28 protein-coding genes are annotated in these 25,682 nt (G+C 68.5%); 13 read left to right on the top strand and 15 right to left on the bottom strand.

Annotated features, from left to right (window positions below; genetic code table 11):
* Positions 1-11: 11 nt before the first annotated feature.
* On the top strand, positions 12-836 hold the full coding sequence (locus tag OHA10_RS12570) for an NAD(P)H-binding protein (RefSeq protein WP_371406363.1): 825 nt from the start codon (positions 12-14) through the stop codon (positions 834-836).
* Positions 837-883: 47 nt separating this feature from the next.
* On the opposite strand, the gene OHA10_RS12565 is transcribed toward OHA10_RS12570, so the two are convergent.
* Positions 884-1,750, bottom strand: coding sequence for an HIRAN domain-containing protein (locus OHA10_RS12565; RefSeq protein ID WP_371406362.1), 867 nt, complete (start codon positions 1,748-1,750; stop codon positions 884-886).
* A 232-nt stretch (positions 1,751-1,982) separates the two neighbouring features.
* Between OHA10_RS12565 and ilvA the strand changes: the two genes are divergently transcribed.
* Complete coding sequence (gene ilvA, locus OHA10_RS12560; protein WP_371406361.1) at positions 1,983-3,257, top strand: threonine ammonia-lyase IlvA; 1,275 nt, start codon at positions 1,983-1,985, stop codon at positions 3,255-3,257.
* 1 nt (position 3,258) lies between these two features.
* On the opposite strand, the gene OHA10_RS12555 is transcribed toward ilvA, so the two are convergent.
* The 6 genes from OHA10_RS12555 to OHA10_RS12530 form a co-directional block, all read right to left on the bottom strand.
* Positions 3,259-3,531, bottom strand: coding sequence for an OadG family protein (locus tag OHA10_RS12555; protein ID WP_371406360.1), 273 nt, complete (start codon positions 3,529-3,531; stop codon positions 3,259-3,261).
* Positions 3,532-3,594: 63 nt separating this feature from the next.
* A complete protein-coding gene (locus OHA10_RS12550) occupies positions 3,595-3,831 on the bottom strand; it encodes a helix-turn-helix domain-containing protein (RefSeq protein WP_371406359.1) in 237 nt (78 codons plus the stop codon).
* Positions 3,832-3,836: 5 nt separating this feature from the next.
* Positions 3,837-5,258, bottom strand: a complete 1,422-nt coding sequence (locus OHA10_RS12545) for a rhamnulokinase family protein (RefSeq protein ID WP_371406358.1) — start codon at positions 5,256-5,258, stop codon at positions 3,837-3,839.
* 8 nt (positions 5,259-5,266) lie between these two features.
* Positions 5,267-7,312 carry a bifunctional aldolase/short-chain dehydrogenase gene (locus OHA10_RS12540; protein WP_371406357.1) on the bottom strand — a complete coding sequence of 682 codons (2,046 nt, stop codon included), beginning with the start codon at positions 7,310-7,312 and terminating at the stop codon, positions 5,267-5,269.
* Positions 7,300-8,463 carry an L-rhamnose isomerase gene (gene rhaI / locus OHA10_RS12535; RefSeq protein ID WP_371406356.1) on the bottom strand — a complete coding sequence of 388 codons (1,164 nt, stop codon included), beginning with the start codon at positions 8,461-8,463 and terminating at the stop codon, positions 7,300-7,302. Before rhaI ends, OHA10_RS12540 begins: the two co-directional genes overlap by 13 nt.
* A complete protein-coding gene (locus OHA10_RS12530; RefSeq protein WP_371406355.1) occupies positions 8,460-8,792 on the bottom strand; it encodes an L-rhamnose mutarotase in 333 nt (110 codons plus the stop codon). The genes rhaI and OHA10_RS12530 overlap by 4 nt, the downstream gene beginning before the upstream one ends.
* A gap of 197 nt (positions 8,793-8,989) precedes the next feature.
* On the opposite strand from OHA10_RS12530, the gene OHA10_RS12525 reads away from it, so the two are divergent.
* Complete coding sequence (locus tag OHA10_RS12525; RefSeq protein ID WP_371406354.1) at positions 8,990-10,066, top strand: LacI family DNA-binding transcriptional regulator; 1,077 nt, start codon at positions 8,990-8,992, stop codon at positions 10,064-10,066.
* A gap of 55 nt (positions 10,067-10,121) precedes the next feature.
* On the top strand, positions 10,122-11,189 hold the full coding sequence (locus tag OHA10_RS12520) for a YbhN family protein (RefSeq protein ID WP_371406353.1): 1,068 nt from the start codon (positions 10,122-10,124) through the stop codon (positions 11,187-11,189).
* A gap of 3 nt (positions 11,190-11,192) precedes the next feature.
* Here the strand turns inward: OHA10_RS12520 and OHA10_RS12515 are convergent, their stop codons facing one another.
* Positions 11,193-11,828, bottom strand: a complete 636-nt coding sequence (locus tag OHA10_RS12515; RefSeq protein WP_371406352.1) for a TetR/AcrR family transcriptional regulator — start codon at positions 11,826-11,828, stop codon at positions 11,193-11,195.
* Positions 11,829-11,905: 77 nt separating this feature from the next.
* On the opposite strand from OHA10_RS12515, the gene OHA10_RS12510 reads away from it, so the two are divergent.
* The 3 genes from OHA10_RS12510 to OHA10_RS12500 all read left to right on the top strand — a co-directional run bounded on the left by OHA10_RS12510 (position 11,906) and on the right by OHA10_RS12500 (position 14,933).
* Positions 11,906-12,709, top strand: a complete 804-nt coding sequence (locus OHA10_RS12510) for an alpha/beta fold hydrolase (RefSeq protein ID WP_371406351.1) — start codon at positions 11,906-11,908, stop codon at positions 12,707-12,709.
* A gap of 135 nt (positions 12,710-12,844) precedes the next feature.
* Positions 12,845-14,320 carry a hypothetical protein gene (locus OHA10_RS12505; protein ID WP_371406350.1) on the top strand — a complete coding sequence of 492 codons (1,476 nt, stop codon included), beginning with the start codon at positions 12,845-12,847 and terminating at the stop codon, positions 14,318-14,320.
* A 61-nt stretch (positions 14,321-14,381) separates the two neighbouring features.
* Positions 14,382-14,933, top strand: coding sequence for a DUF4240 domain-containing protein (locus OHA10_RS12500; RefSeq protein ID WP_371406349.1), 552 nt, complete (start codon positions 14,382-14,384; stop codon positions 14,931-14,933).
* Between the two features lie 6 nt (positions 14,934-14,939).
* On the opposite strand, the gene OHA10_RS12495 is transcribed toward OHA10_RS12500, so the two are convergent.
* From OHA10_RS12495 to OHA10_RS12485, 3 genes are read right to left on the bottom strand one after another with little or no spacing between them, the layout of a single operon-like run.
* Positions 14,940-15,605, bottom strand: a complete 666-nt coding sequence (locus OHA10_RS12495; protein WP_371406348.1) for a hypothetical protein — start codon at positions 15,603-15,605, stop codon at positions 14,940-14,942.
* A gap of 3 nt (positions 15,606-15,608) precedes the next feature.
* Positions 15,609-16,835 carry an RNA polymerase sigma factor gene (locus OHA10_RS12490; RefSeq protein ID WP_371406347.1) on the bottom strand — a complete coding sequence of 409 codons (1,227 nt, stop codon included), beginning with the start codon at positions 16,833-16,835 and terminating at the stop codon, positions 15,609-15,611.
* Positions 16,832-17,185: a YciI family protein gene (locus OHA10_RS12485; RefSeq protein WP_238160211.1), complete on the bottom strand. Its 354-nt coding sequence runs from the start codon at positions 17,183-17,185 to the stop codon at positions 16,832-16,834. The genes OHA10_RS12490 and OHA10_RS12485 overlap by 4 nt, the downstream gene beginning before the upstream one ends.
* Before the next feature lie 179 nt (positions 17,186-17,364).
* Here OHA10_RS12485 and OHA10_RS12480 point away from each other — a divergent pair, with 179 nt between their 5' ends.
* The 3 genes from OHA10_RS12480 to OHA10_RS12470 all read left to right on the top strand — a co-directional run bounded on the left by OHA10_RS12480 (position 17,365) and on the right by OHA10_RS12470 (position 19,456).
* Positions 17,365-18,759, top strand: coding sequence for an MFS transporter (locus tag OHA10_RS12480; RefSeq protein WP_371406346.1), 1,395 nt, complete (start codon positions 17,365-17,367; stop codon positions 18,757-18,759).
* 95 nt (positions 18,760-18,854) lie between these two features.
* A complete protein-coding gene (locus OHA10_RS12475; protein WP_166679556.1) occupies positions 18,855-19,010 on the top strand; it encodes a DUF6131 family protein in 156 nt (51 codons plus the stop codon).
* Between the two features lie 83 nt (positions 19,011-19,093).
* Positions 19,094-19,456, top strand: a complete 363-nt coding sequence (locus OHA10_RS12470) for a YciI family protein (protein WP_371406345.1) — start codon at positions 19,094-19,096, stop codon at positions 19,454-19,456.
* Here the strand turns inward: OHA10_RS12470 and OHA10_RS12465 are convergent.
* Together OHA10_RS12465 and OHA10_RS12460 are read right to left on the bottom strand one after the other, a co-directional pair.
* Entirely contained in the window at positions 19,427-20,194 is a 768-nt protein-coding gene (locus OHA10_RS12465) for an enoyl-CoA hydratase/isomerase family protein (protein WP_371406344.1), read from the bottom strand. The two genes, OHA10_RS12470 and OHA10_RS12465, sit on opposite strands and share 30 nt — an antisense overlap.
* Before the next feature lie 45 nt (positions 20,195-20,239).
* A complete protein-coding gene (locus OHA10_RS12460) occupies positions 20,240-20,761 on the bottom strand; it encodes an ester cyclase (protein ID WP_371406343.1) in 522 nt (173 codons plus the stop codon).
* A 57-nt stretch (positions 20,762-20,818) separates the two neighbouring features.
* On the opposite strand from OHA10_RS12460, the gene OHA10_RS12455 reads away from it, so the two are divergent.
* Both OHA10_RS12455 and OHA10_RS12450 read left to right on the top strand, forming a co-directional pair.
* Positions 20,819-21,466 carry a TetR/AcrR family transcriptional regulator gene (locus OHA10_RS12455; protein WP_371406342.1) on the top strand — a complete coding sequence of 216 codons (648 nt, stop codon included), beginning with the start codon at positions 20,819-20,821 and terminating at the stop codon, positions 21,464-21,466.
* Between the two features lie 164 nt (positions 21,467-21,630).
* Positions 21,631-22,605: an SH3 domain-containing protein gene (locus OHA10_RS12450; RefSeq protein ID WP_371406341.1), complete on the top strand. Its 975-nt coding sequence runs from the start codon at positions 21,631-21,633 to the stop codon at positions 22,603-22,605.
* A 60-nt stretch (positions 22,606-22,665) separates the two neighbouring features.
* Here OHA10_RS12450 and OHA10_RS12445 read toward each other — a convergent pair whose 3' ends face one another.
* A complete protein-coding gene (locus OHA10_RS12445) occupies positions 22,666-23,934 on the bottom strand; it encodes an FAD-binding oxidoreductase (RefSeq protein WP_371406340.1) in 1,269 nt (422 codons plus the stop codon).
* Positions 23,935-24,009: 75 nt separating this feature from the next.
* Here OHA10_RS12445 and OHA10_RS12440 point away from each other — a divergent pair, with 75 nt between their 5' ends.
* Positions 24,010-24,747, top strand: a complete 738-nt coding sequence (locus OHA10_RS12440; RefSeq protein ID WP_371406339.1) for a phosphotransferase — start codon at positions 24,010-24,012, stop codon at positions 24,745-24,747.
* Here the strand turns inward: OHA10_RS12440 and sigJ are convergent.
* Complete coding sequence (gene sigJ / locus OHA10_RS12435; RefSeq protein ID WP_371406338.1) at positions 24,728-25,606, bottom strand: RNA polymerase sigma factor SigJ; 879 nt, start codon at positions 25,604-25,606, stop codon at positions 24,728-24,730. The genes OHA10_RS12440 and sigJ overlap by 20 nt on opposite strands.
* Positions 25,607-25,682: the final 76 nt, after the last annotated feature.

Genomic DNA, 25,682 nt, shown 5'->3' with positions numbered 1-25,682 from the left:
AGGAGTCTGTCATGCTACTCATCACCGGCGCCAGTGGACACATCGGCCGCAAGCTCGTCGACGAGCTCAACGGCCGTGGCGCCGACTTCCGCGCCCTTGTCCGCACCCCGCGCGAGGACCTGCCCGCCGAGCAACAGATCGGCGACCTCGACGGACCGCTCGACCTGCACGGCGTCGACAAGGTGTTCCTGCTCGTCCCCGGCACCGGCCTCGACCACACCGTCAACGTCGTCGCCGCGGCGCGCGAGGCCGACGTACGGCACCTCGTCTACCTCTCGTCGTACGCCGTGCTCGGCGACCCGATCCCCGCGATGGGACGCTGGCATCACGAGCGCGAGCAGTTGATCCGCGACTCGGGGATCCCGGCAACGTTCCTCCGGCCGACCGGCTTCATGACGAACGCGGTGGACTGGCTGCCGACGATCCGGGCCGGCGGCTACGTGCTCGACCCGATCGGCCCGGGCCGGTCCGCACCCATCGATCCGGCGGACATCGCGGCCGTCGCGGCGACCGTCCTGACCGAGGACGGGCACGAGAAGCAGGAGTACACACTGACCGGCCCGGAGGCGTTCACGCTCGCCGAGCAGGTCTCGATCCTCGGCGACGCGATCGGCCGCAGCCTCGACGTACGCCCGATCGAGACACCCGAGGAGGCTGTCCGCTTCCGCTACCCGAACGGCGCGCCGCCGGATCTGGCGGCGGCGATCGTCGAAGGGCTGAAGCTGATGCGCGCGGACACGATCGGCCTACGCACGGACGCCGTACGCCGCCTCACCAGGCGCGAACCACGGACGTTCGCGGCCTGGTGCGGCGACAACGTGCAGTTGTTCAAGTAGCTCCGCAGTACCGGCCTGGTGAGGCATGGTCAGTACTGCGCAGCCGCCTAGTTGGCTTCCTTCGTTGCCCAGTAGTGCCATTGCGGGGACGCGACTGGGGAGCGGGCCAGCCCGTCCGGCCAGGTAGCCGGGAGGTCGTGACTCCGCGCTGCGTAGAGAATCACCTCCGATGCGGTGCGGTCGCCGCGGACGGCGACGCGTGCGGCGGTCTCGGCACGCATGTCGGCGAGGTAGTGGATCGCGGGCAGGAACTCGGCGCTCAGCCGTGGACTGAGCCGGCCGACGGGTTCGTCGTCGAGCCGGATCTCGACCACGATCCGGTGCCGGTCCTGGATACCGTCCTCCTCCTCGATCGCGTGCATGGTGGCGTACACCCAGCACTCGCCTTCCGCCCGGAAGAACGGTGCGAGTACGTCGGGATGCACGTCGCTGCCCGGTACGACGATGCCGCTGCCGGGCGGTAGCAGGTGAAAACTGCCTGGCGGGGGCAGGTTCACCGGTACGAGCATGTGCGGCTGCCCGAGGGCGACCGCGACACTGGCGTGGAACTCGGTGCCCTGGGCGCCCTTACCGTCCCAGTCCGCCGGCTCCCACTCACTGACCCACAGGTGACAGGGAACCTGCGGTTGCAGGCCTTGCGCCACCAGTTCTGACAGCACCGGGTGGTACCGGTGCGCGTCGTCCCTCGGCAGATAGCCGACAACCTTGCCCTGCACCCGGACGGCGATCGACCGCGGGTCGAAACGGTTGTGCGGTTCCGGGACGAGGTCCGCCTCGGTGTCCAGATCTGCGCCACGCGCTGGGATGGGGTCCGGGAACAGGCTTCGGATCGCCTGCTCGTGCGGGGCCTCCCGCACGACTTCCTGACCGCACCACAGAGCGTCTCCCCACAGACTGAACGGAATCAGCTCCATCTGTGCCCTCCAGTCCTCACTGACCGGCTTTACTCGGCTCATCTGTTCCAGGGGCCTGGTCGTTACACCGAGTGAGCGTATGAAAACTAGACTGCCCAGTGAAGAGCCGTTTCACGCATGGTGCAAGAGTCTGATGCGCAAAGGGTATGCGCCGGTCCGGACTGTGGACGCGGATCGTCTTGTGCAGCGAGCGAATCGGCGAAGATCGTGCAGATGCACGGGAAGGAACGCCATGCAGGGCAGTAGTTCAGTCGCTCGATCGACCACCGTTGACGCGGCAGCGATCGAGGCCGCGGTCGACCGTTTGGACGGTGTCGCCGTGCGCACACCGTTGCAACGCAACCTCCGCCTGTCGGAGCGCACCGGCGCGCAGGTCTGGCTGAAGCGGGAGGACCTGCAGATCGGCCGTTCCTACAAGCTGCGCGGCGCCTACAACCTGATCGCCCAGCTCGACGACGCGGCCAAGGCGGCCGGCGTGGTCTGCGCGAGTGCCGGCAACCACGGCCAGGGGTTGGCGTATTCGTGCCACATTCTCGGCGTCCAGGGCAAAGTGTTCGTACCGCGGACCACACCGCGGCAGAAGCGGGACCGGATCGCGGCCCTCGGCGGCAAGCAGATCCAGGTGATCGTCACCGGCGACACGTACGACGACGCGGCCGCCGCCGCTCTCGCCGAAGGTCAGGCGACCGGGGCGACGATGGTGCCGGCCTTCGACGACCCGAGAACTGTTGCAGGACAGGGGACCGTGGCCGTCGAGCTGGTCGATCAGCTCGGCCAGGCTCCGGACGTGCTCGTGGTCCCGGTCGGCGGCGGCGGTCTCGTTGCAGGGGTTGCAACGTGGATCGCCGAGCGGCATCCCAGCGTTCGCATCGTCGGGGTCGAGCCGGGCGGCGCGGCGAGTATGGCGGCGGCGCTGGAGGCCGGTGAGCCGGTGACGTTGCCGCACCTGGACAGCTTCGTCGACGGCGCCGCGGTACGGCGGGTCGGTGAGGTCACGCTGCCCTTGGTGCGGCAGAGCGGTGTGGAGCTGATGTCGGTGCCCGAGGGGCTGGTGTGTTCGGAGATGCTCGAGCTCTACCAGACCGATGGACTGATCGCGGAGCCCGCAGGCGCTTTGTCGACAAGTGCCCTGGGCAACGGTCTCGACGTACGGCCTGGTGAGACGGTGGTCTGCCTGCTGTCCGGCGGCAACAACGACGTCAGCCGGTACGGCGAGATCCTCGAGCGCTCGTTGGTGTACGAGGGGCTGAAGCACTACTTCCTGGTGACGTTCCCGCAGGAGCCCGGCGCGCTGCGGACGTTCCTCGACGGCGTGCTCGGGCGGGACGACGACATCACGTTGTTCGAGTACGTGAAGCGCAACAACCGCGAGACCGGCGTCGCGCTGGTCGGCATCGAGATCAGCAACCGCGACGACCTCCCCGGACTACTGTCCCGGATGGAGGCCGCCCCCCTCGACATCGAACGCATCAACCCGAACTCCCCCGAGTTCAGGTACCTGATCTGATCTAGTGCTTGGTGTGCTTCGAAGGTCGCGGGTCGTGCGGGTGGGTGCCGTCGTCCCAGTCCGTCTCCGGCCACAGGTTCTGGGCCTTCGGATTCTCGTTCCTCGGGTCCTCGGTGCTCGTGCGAGGCTCGTGGGACTCGATCCGGCCGGCTGACGGCGGCCGCGCCTCGGCCCGGCGTTTGGACCTCTTCGAGACCGCGCCGGCGACCAGGCCGGCCACGATCACCAGCGCGGCGAGCGCGACAACGATCCACACGATGGTCATTCCGTTCATCGCTCCTCCTCGGCTCGATGATCAGACCGGTACCCGGGCCGGGGCGCGGCTTAACGCAGTACCTCAGACCAGGCCGCGGCGGGCTGCCCAGACGATTGCCTCGATTGCGGTGCTGAAGCCGAGGCGGTCGCAGATCAGGCGGGTACGGCGACGCACGGTTCGCTCGGACAGGTCGAGGCGACGCGCGACCGCGTCGACCGGCAGTCCGGTCGCGAGCAGACGGAGAAGTTGCAGATCGTCATGGCTGATCTCACGCGGCGGCACCCGCCGCGCTCGAAGTTCCTGAGGGAGGACGGTCATACGAATCACCTGGTTCCGAACATCCGGGACTCGGCGGCGTCCCAGTCGGCCGGTTTGCCCTGCGGCGTGTAGGTCCGCAGGCGATGGGTGGAGCGGACCAGCGCGCGCATGGCGGCCAGGTCCGGCAGGGGCTCGCCGAGCGCGCGAGCTTGGACCAGTACGTTGCCGAGCGCGGATGCCTCGACCGGCCCGGCGAGGACGGGCAGTCCGCAGGCGTCGGCGGTCAACTGGCAGAGCAGTTCGTTCTGCGAGCCGCCGCCGATGACATGCAGTACGTCGACCTCGCGGCCGGCGATCGACTGCGCGGACCGCAACGTACGCCGGTACGCCAGCGCGAGGCTCTCCAGGATGCACCGAACCATCGCACCCCGCGACCGCGGCGGCTCCTGCCCGGTCGCGCGACAGTGCTCCTCGACCCGCGCCGGCATGTTGCCGGGGGCAAGGAACTCGGGCGCGTCCGGATCGATCAGGGTGGTGAACGGCGGGGCGGCGCCCGCGTCTCGCAGGAGCCCGTCGAGGTCGTCGTCGCCCCAGACCCGCTGACATTCCTGCAGGATCCACAGGCCCATGACGTTCCGCAGGAACCGGATCCGCTCGTCGACACCACCCTCGTTGGTGAAGTTGGCCTCCCGCGCCGCGTCGGTCAGCACCGGCGCATCCAACTCGAGCCCGACGAGCGACCAGGTCCCGGAGGAGATGTACGCGAACCGTTCATCGGCGGCAGGCACAGCAACCACAGAGGAAGCTGTGTCATGCGACCCGACGGCAATCACCGGCGTGCCCGGCGCCAACCCGGTCTCATCGGGCAGCACGTCCCCAATCACGTCCCCCGCCTCCCGCAACTGCGGAAACACCCTGCGGGGAAGGCCCACCCGCGAGACCAGCTCATCACTCCAGTCGCGGGCCAACACGTCGTACAGCTGGGTAGTAGATGCGTTGGTCCGCTCCACCCCGACCTCACCGGTCAGCCAATACGCCAGCAGATCGGGGATCATCAGCAGGCTGCTAGCACCCCCGAGCTCCTCGGCGGCCAGCTGGTAGATCGTGTTGAAGGGGAGCTGCTGGAGACCCGTGACGGCGTACAGCTCGGCCGCAGGCACCTTCTCCAGCACACGCTCCATCACGCCCTCGGTGCGCGAGTCGCGGTAATGGACCGGGTTGCGGAGAAGCCGGCCGGCGTCGTCGAGGAGGCCGTAGTCGACGGCCCAGGAGTCGATCCCGATCCCGTCGAGTGGCCCCGCCGTACGCAAGCCGTCCAGTGTCGAGCGGTAGAGGTGGAGGATGTCCCAGTGCAGGCGGCCGTGGACGCGCACCGGCCCGTTCCAGAACCGGTGCACCTCGCGCAGCTCCAGGACGTGCGCGCCGACCTCACCGAGCATCACCCGGCCGCTCGACGCGCCCAGATCCACCGCCGCGACACGCTTCATGGCAATGCCTACCGTAGGAAGGCGGCTGCCACGCCGGCGTCGACAGGCACGTGCAGACCGGTCGTGTGGGTGAGGTCGCCACCGGTCAGCGCGAACACCGCGGCAGCGACGTTCTCCGGCAACACCTCACGCTTGAGGAGAGTCCGCTGCGCGTAGAACGCACCGAGCTCCGACTCGGGTACGCCGTACACCGCGGCCCGCTGCGCTCCCCAACCGCCGGCGAAGATCCCGGACCCGCGGACGACACCGTCGGGGTTCACGCCGTTGACGCGGATCCCGTACTCGCCGAGCTCGGCCGCGAGCAGCCGGACCTGATGCGCCTGGTCCGCCTTCGCCGCGCCGTACGCGACGTTGTTCGGGCCCGCGAAGACCGAGTTCTTGCTGGAGATGTAGATGATGTCGCCGCCCATCCCCTGGTCGATCAGCACCTTCGCGGCCGCCCGCGACACCAGGAACGAGCCCTTCGCCATCACGTCGTGCTGCAGGTCCCAATCCCGTTCCGTTGTCTCCAGCAACGACTTCGAGATCGACAGCCCGGCATTGTTGACGATCAGGTCCACCCCGCCGAACGCCAGTACGGCGTCCCGCAGCGCGGCCTCGACCGCCTCCGCGGACGACACATCGGCGCCCACGGCAACGGCCACGTCCGACGACCCGATCTCCTTGGCGACTGCCTCGGCCGCCGCGAGATCCAGGTCCGCGACGACGACACACGCGCCCTCCGCGGCCAGCCGCTGCGCGATCGCCTTGCCGATCCCGGACCCGCCACCGGTCACCAACGCGACCCGGGTGGCGAGCGGCTTCGGCTTCGGCATCCGCTGCAGCTTGGCCTCTTCCAGCGCCCAGTACTCGATCCGGAACTTCTCCCGCTCGTCGATCGGCGCGTACGTCGACACCGCCTCGGCGCCCCGCATCACGTTGATCGCGTTCACGTAGAACTCGCCGGCCACCCGCGCGGTCTGCTTGTCCTTGCCGAAGCTGAACATGCCCACACCCGGCACGAGCACGATCGCCGGATCCGCGCCCCGCATCGCCGGGCTGTCGGCGTCGGCGTGCCGGTTGTAGTACGCCGCATAGTCGTCGCGATAGGCCGCGTGCAACTCCCGCAACCGCGCGACCGCGTCCTCGACCGAAGCAGTCGCCGGCAGGTCGAGGACCAGCGGGCGCACCTTCGTCCGTAGGAAGTGATCGGGACACGAGGTGCCGAGCGCAGCCAGCTCCGCCAGCCGCTCCCGCGCGGTGAATTCCAGGACGACATCGGAGTCGTTGTAGTGCCCGACCTGCGGCTTGTCCGTCGAGGCCAACCCACGGATCACCGGGGCGAGCGCGGCGGCCCGGGCCCTGCGCTCTTCCACCGGGAGCGCCGCGAAGCCGTCGACGACCGCGCCGAAGGGTTCGGCCTTTCCACGCTCGGCCAGGAACTGCTCGGCAGTGCGGATGATGTCGAGGGAGTTCGCCTCGCACTCCTCCGAGGTGTCGCCCCAGGCGGTGATGCCGTGGCCGCCGAGGATGCAGCCGATAGCCTGCGGGTTCTCCCGCTTGACCGCTGCGATGTCCAGGCCGAGCTGGAAGCCGGGCCGCCGCCACGGGACCCACACCACCCGGTCGCCGAAGCATTCCGCGGTCAGCTTCTCGCCGTCCGCGGCTGTCGCCAGCGCGATCCCGGAGTCCGGGTGCAGGTGATCGACATGAGGGGCGTCGACCAGCCCGTGCATCGCGGTGTCGATCGACGGCGCCGCGCCGCCCTTCCCGTGCAGGCAGTAGTCGAACGCCGCGACCATCTCGTCCTCGCGCTCGACGCCCGGATAGGTGTCGACGAGCGCGTTCAGCCTGTCCAGCCGCAGGACGGCAAGCCCCGCCTGGGTCAGCGTGCCCAGATCGCCGCCGGAGCCCTTGACCCACAGCAGCTCGACCGGGTCCTGGGTCACCGGATCGGTTGCCGTCCCCTTGACGGACGTGTTGCCGCCCGCATAGTTCGTGTTCCGTGGATCGGCGCCGAGTCGATTGCTTCTAGCAACGAGTTCGGCCGCAGGGTCGGTCACTATGCTCCCCATCCAGCTTGCTGCCCGCCGACGCGGTCCTTGGTGATCTGTTCGAAGTAGCCGCTGCGCTTGTACGCCGCGACCGGGTCGGCGTCCAGGCCCTGCGACTCACGGAGCTCCGCAAGCAGCGGCCGGACGTCGGTGTTGTAGGCGTCCATCAGCGCCGCATTCGCGCCGAGGACGTCACCTTCCTGCTGGGCCTTCCGCAGTACGTCGCGGTCGACCAGCAGCGCCTTCGCGGTCGCCTCCTGGACGTTCATCACCGAGCGGATGATCGCCGGGATCTTCTCCTCGATGTTGTGGCACTGGTCGAGCATGAACGCGATGCCACGCTCCGGGTCGAGCGCGTCGCCGCGGACGATCTCGTTCATGATCCGGAACAGCTGGAACGGATCCGCCGCCCCGACCATCAGGTCGTCGTCGGCGTAGAACCGGCTGTTGAAGTCGAACGCGCCGAGCTTCTTCGTCCGCAGCAGGAACGCGACGATGAACTCGATGTTGGTCCCCGGCGCGTGGTGCCCGGTGTCGATACAGACGGTTGCCTTTGGCCCCAGTTCGAGACAGTGCGCGTACGACGTACCCCAGTCCGGCACGTCGGTGGTGTAGAAGGCCGGCTCGAACAGCTTGTACTCGAGCAGCATCCGCTGGTCGTCACCGAGCCGGTCGTACACCTCTTTCAAGGCGGTCGCGAGCCGGTCCTGGCGGTCCTGGATGTCGTCCTGGCCCGGGTAGTTCGTGCCGTCGGAGAACCACAGCTTGAGGTCGCGGGACCCGGTCGCGTCCATGATGTCGACGCACTCGAGCAGGTGGTCGGTGGCCTTCCGGCGTACCGCGGGATCGGGGTTCGTGACGCTGCCGAGCTTGTAGTCGTCGTCCTGGAAGACGTTGCTGTTGATCGCCCCGAGCCGGACGCCCTGCTCCTTCGCGTACGCCGCCAGGCCCGAGTAGTCGTCGACCTTGTCCCAGGGGATGTGCAGCGCGACGCTCGGCGCGACCCCGGTGTACTTGTGCACGACGGCCGCGTCGGCGATCTTCTCCTCGGGCGACCGCGGTACGCCGGGCTGGGCGAACACCTTGAACCGGGTGCCGGAGTTGCCGAACGCCCACGAGGGCAACTCGATCTCCTGGCGGCTCAGCGCGGCCTTCACGGCATCGGTCGTCATGACTCAGTCCCCTTCAGGTGGAAGATCTCGGGCAGCAGCAGGAAGGACTCGTCCGGCGGACGACCGTCGATCCCCGTGAAGAATTCGGTCATCTCCGACTGCCAGCGCGTGTTGACCTCCGTGGCCGCCATCGCCTTCTGGGCGGCGTCCAGGTCCTCGGCCTCGACGTACCCGATCAGCAGCCCGTCGTCACGGAGGAACAGCGAGTAGTTGTGCCACCCGGACTCTCGCAGCGCGGCCTGCATCTCCGGCCAGACGTTGCGGTGCCGATCGACGTACTCGGCCAGCCGGTCCGGCCGGACCTGCAGGCAGAAGCAGTAACGATTCACGGCGTCACCTGTATCTGAGCGGGCGGGAAGGCTATGAAAGGTTTCAACAGCGTCCCATGACGCTAAGCGCGGTGCCCCGTGGCCGTCAAGAGCCTGCCCACCTTTTGCGGCCGATCCCGGACTGCCGTCGCGGAGAATCCGCGGGAAGCGGGTATTCTTCGGCAGCTAACACGTTTCAAGTGCGCAGGGAGGTTCTCGTGTCGGTCGATGATGCGGACGCCCTGCCCGAGCGGACCAGGCGGCGCCGAGCCCCGAAGCCGCACGCCGCCGGGGTGAAAGCAGTGGCCGCCGCGGCCGGCGTCTCGCTGGGGACGGTGTCGAACGTGCTGAACCGCCCCGAGGTGGTCAGCCCGCTCACGCGCGCGAAAGTCGAGGCGGCGATGGCCTCGCTCGGCTTCGTCCGGAACGAGTCGGCCCGGCAGTTGCGCGCGGGCTCCAGCCGGATCCTCGCCTACCTCATGCTCGACGCCGGCAACCCGTTCTTCACCGACGTCGCGAAGGGCGTCGAGGAGGCGGCCCAGGCGGCCGGGCTGTCGGTGTTCCTCTGCACCAGCAGCGAGGACGCCGACCGCGAGGCGGCGTACCTCGATCTGCTCGAACAGCAGCGGGTGCAGGGCATCCTGATCACTCCCATCGACCAGAACTCGTCCCGGCTACGCAAACTGCCGTCCCGCGGTACGCCGGTCGTCGTGGTCGACCGCGCTCTCGACGAGGCCGAGCACTGCTCGGTCGCGGTGAACGACGTCCTCGGCGGCGAGCTCGCGATCTCACATCTGCTCGAACTCGGCCACGAGCGGATCGCGTACGTCGGCGGCCCGAACACGATCGGCCAGGTCGTCGACCGGCGCGAGGGCGCCCGCCGCGCGCTGCGGACGGCCGGGAAGCCTGCGACGGACCTGATCGAGCTGACCACCGGTGCGCTCACCGTCGCCGAGGGCAGGGGTGCCGGGCAACGACTCGCCGGCCTCCCGGCGGACCGACGGCCGACGGCCGCGTTCTGTGCGAACGACCTGCTGGCACTGGGTTTGCTGCAACAGTGCGTGAGCCTCGGGCTGCGCGTTCCGGAGGATCTCGCGATCGTCGGGTACGACGACATCGAGTTCGCCGAGGCGGCCGCCGTACCGCTGACGTCGGTGCGTCAGCCGCGGCAGTTGCTCGGCCGGACCGCGGCAGAGTTGCTGCTGGACGAATCGTCGAACCCGGACCACGAACACCAGCGCGTCACGTTCACACCAGAGCTGGTGGTCCGGACCTCCACCCGCGGCGCCCTCTGACCATTCGGTTGTTCGCGCTATGGTGACGCGAGGGGTTCTCTGGGCGAGGTGAGTCATGCGCATCGCTGGCGGGGGTTTGGTGCGGCGATGGGGCGGCCGCGCTGTCGGCCTGGCGATCACCGGCGTCGGCCTGTACATCGTGGCGCCGAGCATCCTGTCGCTCTTCGGAGCCTGGCCACGCCTCGCGGACGTGAATCCCTGGTGGTTCCCGGTCCTGGTGGTGCTGGAGGGCTGCAGCTTCGCGGCACTGTGGTGGCTCGCCAGATTGGCCCTGGCCCATCACGCCGGGAGCGAGGAGCCCCGGCCGGTCCTTGCGGGGTGGGGCACGATCGCGACGGCGCAACTGGCCGGGAACGCGGCCGGCAAGGTCTTACCCGGCGGTGCGGCGACCGGCGGAGTACTCCAGGCCAGACTCTTGATCCGAGCCGGCCAACCGGCCGCGGTCGTCGCCTCCGCCTTGACTGCGATCGGCTTGATCACGACCGGCGTGCTGTTGCTGTTGCCCGTGCTCAGCGTCCCCGCAGTCCTGATCGGTCCGCCGCCGGCACGGCAACTCGAGGTCGGCCTTCTGATCTCGCTGATCATGGCGATCGTCATCGTGGGTCTCGGACTGGCAGCGCTCACTTGGCCCCGCTTCGTCGTGCTGGTCGGTCGCGGGGCCGGCCACGTCATTCACCTCGTCAAACGCAGCGTCACCGCTGACAGCTGCGCCGCACTGCTGGTCGCGCAGCGGGAGCGGGTCGCCGGCGCGTTCGAGGGTCGCTGGTGGGAGGCGGCCTTGGCGGCGGCGGCGAACCGCATGTTCGACTACGCCGCACTCGTGGTCGCACTGGCCGCGCTCAATGCACACGCTCGTCCTGCCATGGTGCTGCTGGCCTATGTCGTCGCCCAGGCCTTGGCGATGATTCCGATCACGCCGGGCGGTCTCGGCTTCGTCGACGCCGGTCTGACCGCGCTCCTCGTGCTCATCGGAATCAGCCCGGACGCCGCGCTCATCGGGACACTGCTGTATCGGCTCGCCTCGTTCTGGCTACCGATACCGGTCGGCCTCCTGGCCTGGACAGGCTGGCGGATTCATCTGCATCTGACCGGTCCGTCCGCGTCGGCCGGGGACGAGGAGTAGCGGTCAGACGCCGTACGCCGCGAGGAAGACCTCGGCAGCCTGGTCGGCGAGCTTGTCCAGCTCACCGGGCTTCGGGCGCTGGCGCGTGCCGGCGAACATCGCGCGGTTCATCGGCTTGTACATGACCAGGCCGGCGAACTGATACGCCGCCAATGTCGGGTCTTCGAGCTCCTTCAGCAGACCGCGGTCGCTGAGTCTCGTGAGCGCTTGGCCGAGTGCGTCCAGGGACTGCTCGAAGCCACGGTTGAACCAGGCGCCACACACCTCCGGGAAGCGGTCGGCTTCGGCGATCACCAGCCGTCGTAGCTGCAGCACGCTGTCCGCGGTGAGGCTCTGGAGCAGGCGATGAGCCAGCGCACGCAGGGCCTCCCTGGCGTCGGCGGCTCCGTCGAGCGTGTCGACGTACGCCTGCAGTAGGCCGTCCATCAACTGGTCGCTGGTGCCGAGGACGATCTCGGCGAACAGGCGCTCCTTGTTCTCGAACTGTTTGTAGACGGTCTGTTTGGAGACGCCGGCGTTCGCGGCGACCTCGTCCATGCTCGCGCCGAGGTACCCGTGCTGGAGGAAGGCCGTGGTCGCGGCGGCCAGGATCGCGCGGCGTTTACGGGGCGTCCGTCCTTCGAGCTCTACCTGCTCCATGCGGAAATCATACTAGACAGTCCAGTTCTCTGGCGAGTACTGTACGGTCTAGTTCCCTGCCAAGCGAGGAGAAGACCATGAGCACCGTGACATCTGCCGACGGCACGACGATCGCGTTCGACGCGTACGGCGAGGGCCGGCCGCTGATCCTGATCGACGGCGCCACCGCGCACCGCGCCGTGAACCCCGCCAACGCGGAGGTCGGGCAACTGCTGAGCGACGAGTTCCGCACGTACGTGTACGACCGGCGCGGCCGCGGCGAGAGCACCGACACCGCGCCGTACGCGATCGAGCGCGAGATCGAGGACATCGCCGCCCTGATCGAGGACGCCGGCCGGCCGGCCATTCTTTTCGGCTGGTCCTCCGGCGCCCTGCTCGCCCTGGACGCCGCCGCTGCCGGCCTCCCGATCGCCGGCCTCGTTCTCTTCGAGCCCCCGGTCGTGGTCGACGACGTACGTCCGCCGCTCCCGTCCGACTACGTCGAGCAACTCGACGCCTTCGTCGCCGCAGGCCGCCGCGACAAGGCCGCCGAACTCTTCATGACCGCCGCCGCCGGCCTACCCACCGAAGCCGTCGCCGGCCTGAAGCAATCCCCCTACTGGGCACCCGTCGAAGAGATCGCCCACACCATCGCCTACGACGGCCGCATCATGGGCACCACCATGTCCGGCAACCCCCTCCCGCCGGACCGCTGGTCCACCGTCAAACTTCCGGTCCTGGTACTCCACGGCGACAAAACCTGGCCCGCCCTCTCCACCGGCGCCCGAGCCGTAGCCGCCCACCTCCCCACCGCCACCCTCACCCCCGTCCCCGGCGAAAACCACAGCACCGAACCCACCACCCTGGCTCCGGTACTGCGTGAGTTTGCGGCTGGGCTCTGAAGTCACAGAGAAATCAGATTCCGGCCTAGCCCTTCACGTTGTGTGATCAGAGGCGTAACGTGCCGGACTCGACGGGTAATCACGGTGACGCGGGCCTGTGGGGGGTCTGCCGGGACAAACCCGTGGGGGATGGCAATGGCAGAGGAAAGCTGGCATCAGGCACGCCTGATACCGACCTCGGGGATCAACGGCGCCGACGAGCAGGAGCGCCGGGCCACGTCAGCGCTGCTCGCGGTGATGTCGTCAGTGCGCGAGTTCGGCCGGGTGCTGACCCAACCGATCGGCGCACCGGCCGGCCAACTGGAGACATACATCGAAGTGCCGTTCTACCTGGGTGAACGGCGCCTCTATCCGGACGGCCTCCTGCGCGCCCGGCGCGGGCAGAAGGAATGGACTGCTCTCGTCGAGGTGAAGACCGGCGTCAACGCTTTGGAAGCGGAACAACTCGAGGCGTACCTCGACATCGCTCGCGAACAGGGCTTTGACGCGGTCGTCACGATCTCGAACGAGATTCCGGCCGTCGCCGGACTACATCCGACCAAGGTCGACAAGCGAAAGCTGAAGCGGGTCGCGCTGCACCACTGGTCGTGGTCGATGGTCCTGGCGGAGGCCGTGCTGCAGAAGGAACATCGGGGCGTCGCCGACCCGGATCAAGCCTGGATCCTCGGTGAGTTGATCCGGTACCTGGAGCACCCGCGATCCGGTGCTTTGCAGTTCGACGATATGGGGCCCTCCTGGGTGACCACGCGCGAAGCCGTGGCGTCCGGCACTCTCCGTCCCGGCGACAAGTGCGCGCCCGAGGTGGCTGCTCGATTCGACGCCCTGCTGAGGTATGTCAGCCTCCAACTCGGCCGGAAGCTCGGTGACGACGTCACACCTGCGCTGTCACGCAAGGAACTGGCCGAGCCCGAACTGCGCTCGCAGTCGCTGGTTCAGTCGATGAGCACCCAGGGGATCTTGCAAGGCGCGATCAACATCCCGAACGCGGTCGGACCGCTGGGTGTCACGGCCGACCTGCGGGCCGGCACCGTCACCTGCCACGTCGACATCGCGGCGCCGCGCGACGGCCGCGCCACGACGCGGGTGAACTGGCTGCTCCGCCAACTCCGGCACGCCCCGGACTCGACCAGGATCGAGGCGTTCGTGATGCACGGACGTGGAGCGGGTACTGCGGAACTGTTGCGTGCTGTCCGTGATCAACCAGCCGTGCTGATCGAGGACCCGAAGAAGGAACTGCGCTCGTTCCGGGTCGCTCTCGGGTCGCCACTCGGCAGCAAGCGCGGCCGAGGCCGCGGATCGTTCATCGATTCGGTGGAGAACGCGATCAACAGCTTCTACGGTGACATCGTGCAGGACCTGCGGGCCTGGACTGCCGCTCCGCCGCGGCTGCGTGAGTCCCCGGAGCAGCCGGACGAGAGCCCGTCGTTGACGTCGACGGCCCTTTCGTCGCAGGACGGGGCCGACCCGGAGCAGCCACCGAGTCAGCCGACGGAGGACAGTGAGCTCTCGCTGACGGACCATCGCAACGAGCCGGTGGACACGGAGCGAAGTGAACAACCGGCGCCCAGCCCAGCCACCGGATGGCCGGGAACGTCCGAGATCTCCACCTGACAACAGATCAATCCTTCATTGGCGCTCCCGTTGGACCCTGGGTGGGTGAGATGGTTTGGGGGTGGACAGGGATGGGTTCTGGGGTCTTGTCGAGGAGGCGCGGGCCTCGGTGGATGACACCGTGGCTGATCCGGACGGGGTCGCGGACGCGTTGACCAAGCTGCTGGGTGCGGCGGAGGCCGAGGAGATCGCGGGGTTCGGGGTCGAGCTCGCGCGATTGCAGGTCGAGTCGTACCGGTGGGACCTGTGGGCGGCGGCGTACCTGATCAACTCCGGTGCTTCGGAGGATGGGTTCGATTCGTTCCGCGGGTGGTTGATCGCCCAGGGGCGAGAGGTCTGGGACGCCGCGCTGGCGGGGCCAGACTCGCTCGCGGACGTGGTCGACGAGGACCGGCCGGAGGGGTTCGAAGGGTTCGACGGCGAAGGGATGCTGCACGTCGGCAGTCACGCGTACAAGAACGTGACCGGCGACGAAGCGGCGTACTGGAAGGCTGTCGACGCGGACGCCCCGGACACGCCGGACCTGCCGGCCGGCGAGGAGATCGACTTCGACGACGAAGAAGATCTCGAAGCTCACCTGCCTCGGTTGGCAGCGCTCTACCTCGACAGCTGAGACCGGCTAGGCCGGTTCGCCGCTGAGGCGTTCGATGGCCGTACGGAGACGGCGGCGCCAACCGGAGCGGCCGGCCTCCTCGTCCGCGGCGGCCAGACTGACCAGGTGCTGCGCCATCTCGAAGCCCTCGGCGGTCTGCGGCTCTACCTCGGTCAACGCCGGCTGCGGCTCGTCATGGTCGTAGCCGAGCGACTGGTTCCGCCACCCGAACCCGTCCGGCACCAGCAGCTCCGGTACGAGCGTCTCGTGGCTGAGCGACATCAGCTCCTTGTCGCCGTTCCCGATGCTGAAGATCGTCGTGCCGCGTCGGCGTACGTCGCTGACGCGCTCGAGCAACGTGTCGGCCGGATTCTCCTCGGCGACCACCAACAGCGACTCGCCACGACCGGCGTCCTGCAGCCGGTCCAGACCGATCGCCAGGTGCGGCGGTGCGCCCGGCGGCGGCGCCCAGCGAACCAGTGACGGCCGTGCGTCCTCGATGCCGGCCCGGTGGAGCTCGTCGTCCAGATGCGCGGTCAGGTGCCACGGCTCGTCGTCGACCGGTCCGAACAGCATGAGCCCACTGCGTCTGGTCGTGAACCGCCGCAGTGCATAGCCGAACGCGGTCGTCCGGCTCCCCAGCTCAGTACCGCTCAGCATCTCCCGGAGAAGCGAGGCTCTGGTCAGATCCACACCTCAGGCTAACCGGTCCGCCTTCGACTGGAGGTAGTTCCGTTCCGGCACGCTCGTCGTACGACGGGCCGCCAGCAGGTAGCTCTCCCGTGCGGCCGCGGCGTCACCGGACATCTCGAGCAGATGCGCGCGCACAGCCTCCAGCCGGTGGTTCATCCGATCGTCCGCCTCGAGTGGCTCGAGTACGGCGAGCCCCTCCTTCGGACCGACTGCCATAGCGACAGCAACGGCGTGGTTGAGCTTCACCATCGGGTTGTCGACCAGCTGCTCGAGTACGTCGTACAGCGCGACGATCTGCCGCCAGTCTGTGTCATCGGCGTGCTCGGCCGTGTCATGCACCGCAGCGATCGCAGCCTGGACCTGGTACGGCCCGAGCTGCGACCGGGACAGCGCATCGGTCACCAGCGCCTCGCCCTCGACGATCGTCGCCTTGTTCCACTTCGACCGATCCTGCTCGGCCAACGGAACCAGCGACCCGTCCGGCCCGGTCCGCGCCGGCCGGCGCGCATCCGTCAGCAGCATCAGCGCCAGCAGCCCGGCGACCTCGCCGTCGTCCGGCAGCAGCTTCCGTACTCCGCGCACGAGCCGGATCGCCTCGGTCGTGAGCTCCGCGCTGTGCAACGACGTACCGGACGACGCGGTGTAGCCCTCGTTGAAGATCAGATAGAGCACGTGCAGTACTGCGCCCATCCGCTCGTCCCGCTCCGCCTCGGGCGGCATCTCGAACGAACTGCCCGCCTGCTTGATGCTCCGCTTGGCCCGGCTGATCCGCTGCGCCATCGTTGCCTCCGGCACCAAGAACGCGGCCGCGATCTGCGCGGTGGTGAGACCGCCGACCGCACGCAACGTCAGCGCGATCTGTGACGCCGGCGAGAGCGCCGGGTGGCAGCACAGGAACAGCAGTGTCAGCGTGTCGTCCCGGCCACCCGGATCGTCGATCTCCGGGCCCGAGGCAACGAACTCCTCCGGAGCGGAAAGCTGGGCCGCGTTCTCCTCGCGCCGTCGGCGCGCCGACTCGCTGCGGAGCAGATCGGTCAGCCGGCGCGACCCCACCCGGATCAGCCAGCCCCGCGGGTTGTCCGGCACGCCCTCGCCCGGCCACTGCTGCGTGGCCGCGAGCAGCGCCTCCTGGACCGCCTCTTCGGCCAGGTCGAAGTGCCCGTAGTGCCGGACCAGCGCACTCAGCACCTGCGGCGCCTGCTCACGGAGCAGCAGCTCGAAGTCGTTCACATCTCTAACCCTGACGCATCCATCACCGGCCGCACCTCGACCGCGACGTACTCCGCGTCCGGCATCCGGGCCGCGTACCCGATCGCCTGGTCGATGTCGTCGCACTCCACCAGGTAGAACCCGGCCAGGTGTTCCTTGGCCTCGGCGTACGGCCCGTCCGTCGTGGTCGTGGTGTCGTCACGTACCTGCACGGTCCGCGTGGTGATCGGGTCGGCCAGACCAGCCGCACTGACCAACAGGCCCTGCTCGGTCAGCTCCCGCGTCAGCGTCTCGTGTGCGGTGGTCAGCCCCTCGCGTTGCTCGGCCGACAGGCTCGCCCAGCTCTCGGGGTTGCTGTAGATCAGCAGCATGTACTTCACAGGCACCATCCTGTCCCTCGTGGAGGCCCCTGTGACCCCCTGTCACCCGGTACGTCGAAACAAGGCGGCCGAACTTCGACAGATCCGGAATGTCGAACTCCTCCCGACCAGCACCGACGTCTCCACCGAGTGACGCTCAGCCGGGGCGTCCCGGCGTACTGGAGATTCTGATGGTTTCGCATTCGAAGCGCTGGCTGGCGCTGGCACTGCTCTGTCTGACCGGGTTCATGATCATCCTGGACGCGTCGATCGTGCTGGTCGCCGTGCCGTCGATCGAGCGCGAGCTGACGTTCTCGACGGGCGGGGTGCAGTGGGTGCCCAGCGGGTACGCGCTGATGTTCGGCGGCCTGCTGCTCCTCGGCGGGCGGATCTCGGATCTCCTGGGTCGTCGGCGTGTGTTCATCACCGGACTGCTGTTGTTCGCCGGGTCCTCGCTGCTGTGCGGGTTCGCGTGGAGTGGTGACGCGCTCGTACTCGCACGAGGCCTGCAGGGCGCTGCGGCCGCCGTACTGGCACCGAGTGCGTTGTCGATCGTGATGACGACGTTCCCGTCTGGTGCCGATCGCAACAAGGCGCTGGGGATCTGGGGCGCGACGAGCGGAGTCGGAGGTACGGCGGGCTCGCTCATCGGCGGACCAGTGACAGACGGACTCGGCTGGCAGTGGATCTTCTTCATCAACGTGCCGGTCTGCGTACTGGTCGTCGTACTCGCACCCACGCTGTTGATGGACAGCCGTGGACCAGGACGCCGCGGTTTCGACGTCGCCGGCGCAGCCACCGTGACCGCGGCGCTCATCGTCCTCGTGTACGCCGTCATCGAGGCACCTGATTCGTCGGTACTCCGGACCGCGCTGCTCGTCGTCCTCTCGGTCGTCCTGTTCGCAGCGTTCATCCTTGTGGAGAAGCGATCCGCCGCACCACTCGTACCGCTGCGGATCTTCCACTCCCGCGCACTGATCGGCGGCAACCTCATCACGATCGCCTGGGGCCTGGCTGCGTTCGGACTCAACTTCGTCTACACGCAGTACGCCCAGCTCGCACTCGGGATCTCTGCAGTCCGCTACGGCTTGATGTCCGCAGTACTCGCGGCTGCCGCGGTCGTCGCGTCCATCATCGGCCAGCACCTCGTCACTCGAGTCGGAACGCGGTCGGTCGCCTTCGTGTCGCTACTGACGGCCGGGGTCGGTACGACGCTGATGACCCAGCTCACCGTGGACTCCGGTTACTTCCAGCTCGCTTTCTGGGGCCTGACGATCTTCGGCGCCGGACTGGGCGCCGGAACGGTCGCCGGTTCCATCGCCTCGCTCAGCGACGTCCCGGGCGAGGACTCCGGCGTCGCGTCGGGACTGCAGAACGCCAGCTTCCAGATCGGCGGTGCGATCGGCGTCGCAGCGGTCTCCGCAGTCGCAACAGCCAGTACGTCGGGCACCGCGCCGGCCGACCTGACGCACGGGTACCGGATCGCCTTCGCGACGGTATGGATCTTCATCGCGATCGGCCTGGCCGGCTGCGGCCTGCTGCTCACCCACAACCGTTCACGCCGGCTCGCGACGGTCACGTCCTGACATCAAACGGTCGTTGGAGGTTCGAGGTCCGAACTGTGGGCACCTGGTTCGTGTGCTGCCAGCGACCGCCCGGCGGCTCTTGCGAAGGAGGCTTCATGCTCATCCTCGGTTTGATCCTGCTGATTCTAGGATTCTTGCTGAGTATCCCGATCCTGTGGACCATCGGCATCGTGCTGTTGGTGGTCGGAGCGGTGCTCTTCCTGCTCGGATCGACGGGCCGTGCCGTCGGCGGCCGCCGACACTGGTACTGATCCACCCTTGACCCTGCACGACGGGACCCCGCGGACCACACGGTCCGCGGGGTTCTGTCCGTCCGCGTCGCTACGGTGAACCCATGAAGTACGTCGTGATGATCTTCCGCAACCTCGACCGCACCTGGACCGAAGACGACCAGCACGCTGTGGTCCGGTTGACGCGGCTCAAGCGGGACCTTGCCGAGTCGGGCGAGCTGGTCAGCTCGGAGGGCCTGCTGCCACCCGAGGAGGGCCGGATCGTCCAGATCCGTGACGGCGAACAGGTCGTCACCGACGGGCCGTTCGGCGAGGCGAAGGAGCAGCTCGCCGGGTACTTCCTGATCGATGCTGTCGACGACGAGCGCGCGCAGGCGATCGCGGCCCTGGTCTCGGCCGCGGCCGGCGACCGGGTCGAGCTCCGCGGCACGCTGATCTCAGCGGGGATGCCAGACGAACTCGGGTGACCGCTTCTGTGTGAAGGCGTCGATCCCTTCCGCGAGTTCACCGGACGCGATCGTCTCGCGATAGCGCCGTACCGCCGCCTCGTCGGCGTTTTCGCCTGCCAGCAAGGCGTTCACCGACTCCTTGGCCGAGCGGATCGTCAGCTGCGACCGTGACACCAACGTCGCCGCGAAGGCCTCGGCCGACGCCATCGGGTCGTCGGCCACGCGATCGACCAGCCCCTTCAGCCCGGCCTCGTCCGCCGTCAGCAACTCCCCGCTGAACAGCAGGTACTTCGTGGTCGCGGGGCCGACCAGATCGAGCAGGACCTTGATCGCGGCCGGCGGGTAGACGACACCGATGCGCGCCGGCGTGACCCCGAAGCTCGCGTCGCGGGCGGCGAACCGGAAATCACAGTTCACCGCGATCTCCAGACCGCCGCCGATGCAGTGCCCGCGGACCACCGCGATCGTCGGCTTCGGGAACTCCCGCAACGCCGCCTGCGCCCGCAGGTTGAACGCCCGCAGCTCGGCCATCGGATCGGCCGGATCGTCACCGGAGATCAGCTCACGGATATCCGCACCGGCCGAGAAGCTGGGCCCTTCGCCGGTGACGAGGAGGACCTTGACCTCGTCGTCACCCGCCAGCTCCGCGAGCAGCTCGGGCAGCGCCTCCCACATCGCGCGGGTCAACGCGTTCCGCTTCGCGACCCGGTCGATCACCAGCCGGGCGACTGCGCCACGCTCGATCCGAAGGTCCACGCGGGCAGTCAACCAGCAACAACCGCCGTACCGCCGCGCCGTGGATCACATCGCTCGCTTGGCCTGGGATTTCGCGCGGGCCATCCGGAACAGGTACGCCGGCGTCGGCGGCACCCAGCCGAGTTGCTGCGCCTGGCCGAGGTCGTCGCGGTTGGCCCAGTGCTCGACGACCTTGTCGTCCTCGATCCGGAACCAGTGCGACTGCGTGACCGCGAACGTCTTACCGGTCGGCGGGAACGCCGTGTCCACCGCTCCATCGGGGGTGTAGACGACGAACGGCGCCACATGCCGGCCGCTCATCGTCGTGTTCACCGCCACCAGGTTGCCATCGGCAACGACATGGTGGATCTCGTACGCCAGGCCCTCGAACGCGGTCCGCAGCCAGCGCGCGGTGGCGTAGAACCCCTCCGGTCCACCCACCCGGCACTCCGGCGGCTCGACCTTGCCCTCCTGGTTCACCGCGCGCGGATGGACCAGCTCGTCGAAGTCGGACCGCTCCCCGTCGGCCATCATCAGGATGCTGCGGGCGGCGATCTCACCGGCCGACACGCCTGCTGTAGTACTCATCGTGGTCCCCCAATAATTCGATACAGTGTGACTGTACTCAAAAGCATGGGATCTGGAATGGCTGACGTCAAGAGGAACTACGACGCGACGACCCGACGCGAGCGCGCGCGGCAGCGGCGCCGCGGCGTGGTGGTCGCGGCCCAGGAGCTGTTCGAGGCCGACGGCTTCCAGGCGACGACGATCAGCGCGGTCGCGCGGCGGGCCGGCGTCTCGGCGGAGAGCATCTACAAGGGGTTCGGCACCAAGGCGGCGCTGGCCAAGGCGGTGTTCGACTTCGTCATCGCCGGCGACGACGAGCCGGTCCCGATCGCCCAGCGTCCGGAAGCGCTGGCCCTCCAGCAGGAGCCCGACGTACGCCGGAAGCTCCAGCTGTACGCCGCCGGCCTGGTCGAGCGACAGCAGCGGTCGGCGCGCGTACAGATCCTGATCCGGGACGGCCGGCACAGCGACGAGACGCTGCGAGAGACCTGGCAGACCTTGCTGGACGAGCGCCTGACCGGGATGACGATGTTCGCCCGCCACCTGCTCGAGACCGGCGGCCTGCGCCCCGGGATCACCCTCGAGGAGGTCGCGGACGTGCTGTGGACGTACATCTCGGTCGAGCTCTACGAGTTGCTCGTCCTGCTCCGCAACTGGAGCCCCGAGCGGTACGGCGAACACGTCGCGACCGCGATCACGACGTCGATCTGTCCACCAAGCGTTTGATCTCGGAACGATCACATCCGGATAGCGGGCAAATCACGCTCGCGGCGAGCCTGTGGATGTTCGTAATGCGTTAAGAGTGGGGGCCGATTCGAACCGGCGCGGCGAAGTGTGCTTGACTCCCCGAGGTCGATAACGTTTTGGTCTCGGCAGATTGGGTTCGACAAGTGGCAGAAGGACGGCATAGACAGGCGCGGCACCGGCAGCAGCGCAAGAAGGTGATCCAGCCCGGTCTCGCGAAGGTTGTGATCCCCGGCGCGGCAGTGGCCCTGGTGGCCACCGGCTCGGCCGCCGCTCTCCCCGCCCAGCACGTCAAGCTCGACCCGTCGATCGCCAGCTCGTCCCTGCAGCTGTCGCGCGACACCACGATCAGCCGGGACGCTCTGCGTCCGCCGATCAGCACCACGTCGACCACGCCCAGCGCGACTCCGAAGCCGAAGGCGTCCCCGACCGCGAAGCATCTGAAGAAGCAGGCGCCGATCCCGACGCCGACCTCGGCGAAGACCCGCGCCGCCTCCGAGCTGAACGCGGCGCCGCCGAAGATCAGCGGCACGAAGTACACCACCACCGACGTGAACCTCTGGTCGCTCCCGCTGACCGGCACCCTGCTCGACGTGCTGCCGAAGGGCACGAAGGTCTCGGTCACCGGCAAGATCGACGGCATCTGGGCCGAGGTCGTCAGCGACGGCAAGTCCCGCTGGGTCAAGGCGCAGTACCTGTCCGCGACCAAGCCGGTCGCGAGCGTCGCCGGCGGGATCTCCCAGGCGGCCTGCAAGTCCGGCTCCGCCATGGAGGAAGGCCTGACCCAGGACGCGATCAGGGTGCACCGGGCGATCTGCGCACTGTTCCCGGACATCACGTCGTACGGCGGTCTGCGGTCCGGTGACAGCGGCTCGGAGCACTCCAGCGGCCGCGCGGTGGACATCATGATCAACAGCTCGTCGGAAGGCCAGGAGGTCGCCGACTGGCTGAAGGCGAACTACAAGAAGCTCGGCGTCAGCCAGCTGATCTGGGAGCAGCACATCTGGACGGTCCAGCGCAGCAGCGAGGGCTGGCGCGCCATGGAGGACCGCGGCAGCGCGACCGCGAACCACATGGACCACGTGCACGTGTCCGTGTACGGGAACTCCGGCACAGTCTGAATTCCTGAGACGCCCTGAGCGATCCGGTCCCTTGACCCTCCTGGGGACCGGGTCGCTTTTCTACGGCCGGATGTTCGCGTTCAGGTGGAAGAAGTTCGCCGGGTCGTAGGCACGCTTGACCTCGCGCAGCCGGTGCAGATCCTTTGCGTCGTACGCCGTGTCCGCCCGGCCCGGATCGCCGAGGAAGTTCACGAACGTGCGGCCGGAGCTCGGCAGACCGGCGACCTCGCGATCGATGATCAGTGAGTACGACGCCTGCCGGTGGCCGACCGGTCCCGCGCCGGGGCCCGGGTGGGCCATCGCACCGCCCCAGTGCCGGATCTCGACCGTGGCGTCCTCGAGCTCGGTGACGATCTCGATCACCTCGTCCGTCAGCGTGTCCAGGAAGTCGAGGTGGCGGGCGGGCGTGCCGCCCATCGCGGCATCGGCGTAGTCGATGGTCCGCAGCTCGCCGGCGAGGCGCTGGCCGGCTGTCGCGAAGAGCGGCTTGAGCAGGTGTTCGGCGACGTCGGCGGCTCCGGCGTACATGACCTTGATCGCGACGGCACGCTGTTCGGTGCCGGGGATGCGGGTCAGGACGACCGCGGTGCTGAGCTCGTTGGGGATCGTGGTGGTCCAGTCTCGGTACGTCCGCAGGAGCTCGGCGGCGCGGTCGATGCCGTAGTACACGATGCCGGCGTGGACCTGGCGGACCGGGTACAGGCGGAACTCGAGCGACGTGACGATGCCGAAGTTGCCGGTGCCGCCGCGGATCGCCCAGAACAGGTCTGCGTGGTGTTCGGCGCTCGCGGTGACCGTACGGCCGTCGGCCGTGACGACCTCGGCGCGGATCACGCTGTCGGCCGCGAACCCGTACTTGCGAGCCAGCCAGCCCACTCCGCCGCCGAGCGTGTATCCGGTGACGCCGACATCGCGGTGCGAGCCGGACAACGGCGCGAGACCGAACTGCCTCGCCGCATCCAACACGGCGCCCCAGCGGGCACCCGGCGCGACCTTCGCGACCCGTCGCTCCGGATCGATCAGCACTGACGTCATCGGCGTCGTCTTCAGCAGGATCCCGCCGTCCGCCGGTACGCGGGTCCCGTGCCCGGTCGCCTGCACAGCGATCGGTACGCCGTACTCGCGGGCTGTCCGGACCGCGGCCTGTACGTCGGTCCTGCTGCAGGCCTCGGCGACCAGCAGCGGGCGTGAGTCCACGGACGGGATCACAGAACGCCGCTGCTCGTCGTACTCGACCTCTCCGGGCAGCCGGACCGCACCGTTGAACCCCGCCCCCAACAGCCCCGCGACAACGTCACTGGCAACCGCTGCAATCGCCTGCGTAGACATCGATCCCACTCCCTCGCCGTATCTGCTCCTGCCCATACGTCGAAGAAGGGACCCCGTTATCGACACACTCTTCGGATGACCCACACAATCTCGGTCTCCGGCTCCACGCTGACCAAGCACTACACCTCCTGGTCCCGCAACGAGCCCGACCGCGAATGGGCCGCCCTCACCCTCCTGTCCGAAGCAGTCCCCGACCTGGTCCCGCACCCCCTCTCCAGAACCTCCGCCCCGTCCCTGACCATGACCACCATCCCCGGCCACCCCCTCGCCACCCCACTGATCTCCACCCAGATCACTGCACTGGGCGATGCGCTCGAGACGCTGTGGTCGATCCCACCCGACAGCCTCCAGCAGATCGATCTCGCCGCCCTCGTCGACCGCACGCGCACCGGCCTGATCGCCTTGCAGGATGGCGAAGGTGTGATCGCGCGGGCGGCCTCGGCCTGGCTGGACAACGAGCCGCCCGACCTCACCGCCGTGGCCGACCCGGTCGTCGCCCACGGCGATCCGAATCTCACCAACTATCTGTGGGACGGCACACGGATCCGCACCGTCGACTTCGAGGACGCCGGGCTCGGGGACCGCACGGTCGAGCTGGCCAACCTGGTCGAGCACCTGTCCGGCCGGGAGATCGACTGGACCCCGCTGGTAGGACGATTCAGCGTGGACCCGCCGCGGTTCCAGGCAGCGCGCTGTCTCTGGGCGGGGTTCTGGCTGACACTCATCGGGCCAGGTGGACCCAGCGCCCACCGCAATCCGCCTGGTACCGCGGAGGCGCAGGCCGAGCGGGTGCTCAGGCTGGTAGCGGGATGACCTCGAGACGCTCCAGATCCGCCAGGATGTCGATCTGCGTGATCTTGCCGTCCTTCACCACAACGGCCATGACCCCCACCAGCCGGTCGTTGACCACGGTGACGACCCCAGGCACCCCATTGACCAGCGCCAACTGGTTGTACGGACCCATCCGGCTGAACAGGAGCGCCTGCTCGACCACAGCCTTCGCACCACGCACCAGCTTGGACACGGCCGGCCCGGCGTACTCCGCACTCGCCGCACCGGCGTCCGCGCGCAGCAGTACGTCCGGGTCGAGCAGCTCCAGCAACGCCTCGAAGTCACCGCCGCGCGAGGCCGCCATGAACGCCTCGACGACCTTCTTCTGCCGGGTCATGTCCCCATCACTCGTAGGAGCACCCTGCACCCGCCGCCGCGCCCGACTGGCCAGCTGACGCGTCGCAGCGGGCGACTTGTCCACGATCGTCGCGATCTCGTCGAATCCGACCCCGAACATGTCGTGCAGTACGAACGCCAGCCGCTCCGCCGGCGACAGCGTCTCCAGTACGACGAGCAGCGCCAGCCCGATCGCATCCGCGTGGACCGCCTCGTCCTCGGGTCCCAGCTCGCTGATGATCGGGTCCGGGACGAAGGTGTCCAGCGAGTCCTCCCGCCGCGACTTCCGGCTGCGCAGCAGGTCCAGACACACCCGCGACACCACTGTGGTCAGCCAACCGCCCAGATTGCCGACGTCACTCACGTCGGTCCGGCTCAGCCGCAGCCAAGCCTCCTGTACGGCGTCCTCCGCCTCGGCCACCGACCCGAGCATCCGGTACGCGACCGCGCGCAGGTGCGCGCGGTTCTGCTCGAACTGCCGCGCCAGCTGCTCGTGGTCCTCCACTGGTGCCTTCTCCTGTCGCATCACTTCCCTGACGAATCGGAGCACCATGATGTGACAGGGCGCCCGATCCACTCAT

Origin of the sequence: Kribbella sp. NBC_00662 (genome assembly GCF_041430295.1) — a bacterium.
In the GTDB taxonomy this organism is placed as follows: Bacteria; Actinomycetota; Actinomycetes; order Propionibacteriales; family Kribbellaceae; genus Kribbella.
Note: the sequence above shows the minus strand (reverse complement) of the source record. Positions and strands in the feature narration are given on the sequence as shown.

What these genes read in the sequence shown, in the direction of transcription:
- OHA10_RS12510 (WP_371406351.1), top strand. Translation starts at nt 11,906, where the DNA reads ATGAGCACCGTGACATCTGCCGACGGCACGACGATCGCGTTCGACGCG.
- OHA10_RS12505 (WP_371406350.1), top strand. Translation starts at nt 12,845, where the DNA reads ATGGCAGAGGAAAGCTGGCATCAGGCACGCCTGATACCGACCTCGGGG.
- OHA10_RS12565 (WP_371406362.1), bottom strand. Translation starts at nt 1,750, where the DNA reads ATGGAGCTGATTCCGTTCAGTCTGTGGGGAGACGCTCTGTGGTGCGGT.
- ilvA (WP_371406361.1), top strand. Translation starts at nt 1,983, where the DNA reads ATGCAGGGCAGTAGTTCAGTCGCTCGATCGACCACCGTTGACGCGGCA.
- OHA10_RS12440 (WP_371406339.1), top strand. Translation starts at nt 24,010, where the DNA reads ATGACCCACACAATCTCGGTCTCCGGCTCCACGCTGACCAAGCACTAC.
- OHA10_RS12480 (WP_371406346.1), top strand. Translation starts at nt 17,365, where the DNA reads ATGGTTTCGCATTCGAAGCGCTGGCTGGCGCTGGCACTGCTCTGTCTG.
- OHA10_RS12520 (WP_371406353.1), top strand. Translation starts at nt 10,122, where the DNA reads ATGCGCATCGCTGGCGGGGGTTTGGTGCGGCGATGGGGCGGCCGCGCT.
- OHA10_RS12485 (WP_238160211.1), bottom strand. Translation starts at nt 17,185, where the DNA reads ATGCTGCTGATCTACAGCAACCCCGAGAGCTGGGCGAGCCTGTCGGCC.
- OHA10_RS12475 (WP_166679556.1), top strand. Translation starts at nt 18,855, where the DNA reads ATGCTCATCCTCGGTTTGATCCTGCTGATTCTAGGATTCTTGCTGAGT.
- OHA10_RS12555 (WP_371406360.1), bottom strand. Translation starts at nt 3,531, where the DNA reads ATGAACGGAATGACCATCGTGTGGATCGTTGTCGCGCTCGCCGCGCTG.
- OHA10_RS12470 (WP_371406345.1), top strand. Translation starts at nt 19,094, where the DNA reads ATGAAGTACGTCGTGATGATCTTCCGCAACCTCGACCGCACCTGGACC.
- OHA10_RS12545 (WP_371406358.1), bottom strand. Translation starts at nt 5,258, where the DNA reads ATGAAGCGTGTCGCGGCGGTGGATCTGGGCGCGTCGAGCGGCCGGGTG.
- OHA10_RS12460 (WP_371406343.1), bottom strand. Translation starts at nt 20,761, where the DNA reads ATGAGTACTACAGCAGGCGTGTCGGCCGGTGAGATCGCCGCCCGCAGC.
- OHA10_RS12550 (WP_371406359.1), bottom strand. Translation starts at nt 3,831, where the DNA reads ATGACCGTCCTCCCTCAGGAACTTCGAGCGCGGCGGGTGCCGCCGCGT.
- OHA10_RS12540 (WP_371406357.1), bottom strand. Translation starts at nt 7,312, where the DNA reads ATGGGGAGCATAGTGACCGACCCTGCGGCCGAACTCGTTGCTAGAAGC.
- OHA10_RS12455 (WP_371406342.1), top strand. Translation starts at nt 20,819, where the DNA reads ATGGCTGACGTCAAGAGGAACTACGACGCGACGACCCGACGCGAGCGC.
- OHA10_RS12570 (WP_371406363.1), top strand. Translation starts at nt 12, where the DNA reads ATGCTACTCATCACCGGCGCCAGTGGACACATCGGCCGCAAGCTCGTC.
- OHA10_RS12445 (WP_371406340.1), bottom strand. Translation starts at nt 23,934, where the DNA reads ATGTCTACGCAGGCGATTGCAGCGGTTGCCAGTGACGTTGTCGCGGGG.
- OHA10_RS12515 (WP_371406352.1), bottom strand. Translation starts at nt 11,828, where the DNA reads ATGGAGCAGGTAGAGCTCGAAGGACGGACGCCCCGTAAACGCCGCGCG.
- rhaI (WP_371406356.1), bottom strand. Translation starts at nt 8,463, where the DNA reads ATGACGACCGATGCCGTGAAGGCCGCGCTGAGCCGCCAGGAGATCGAG.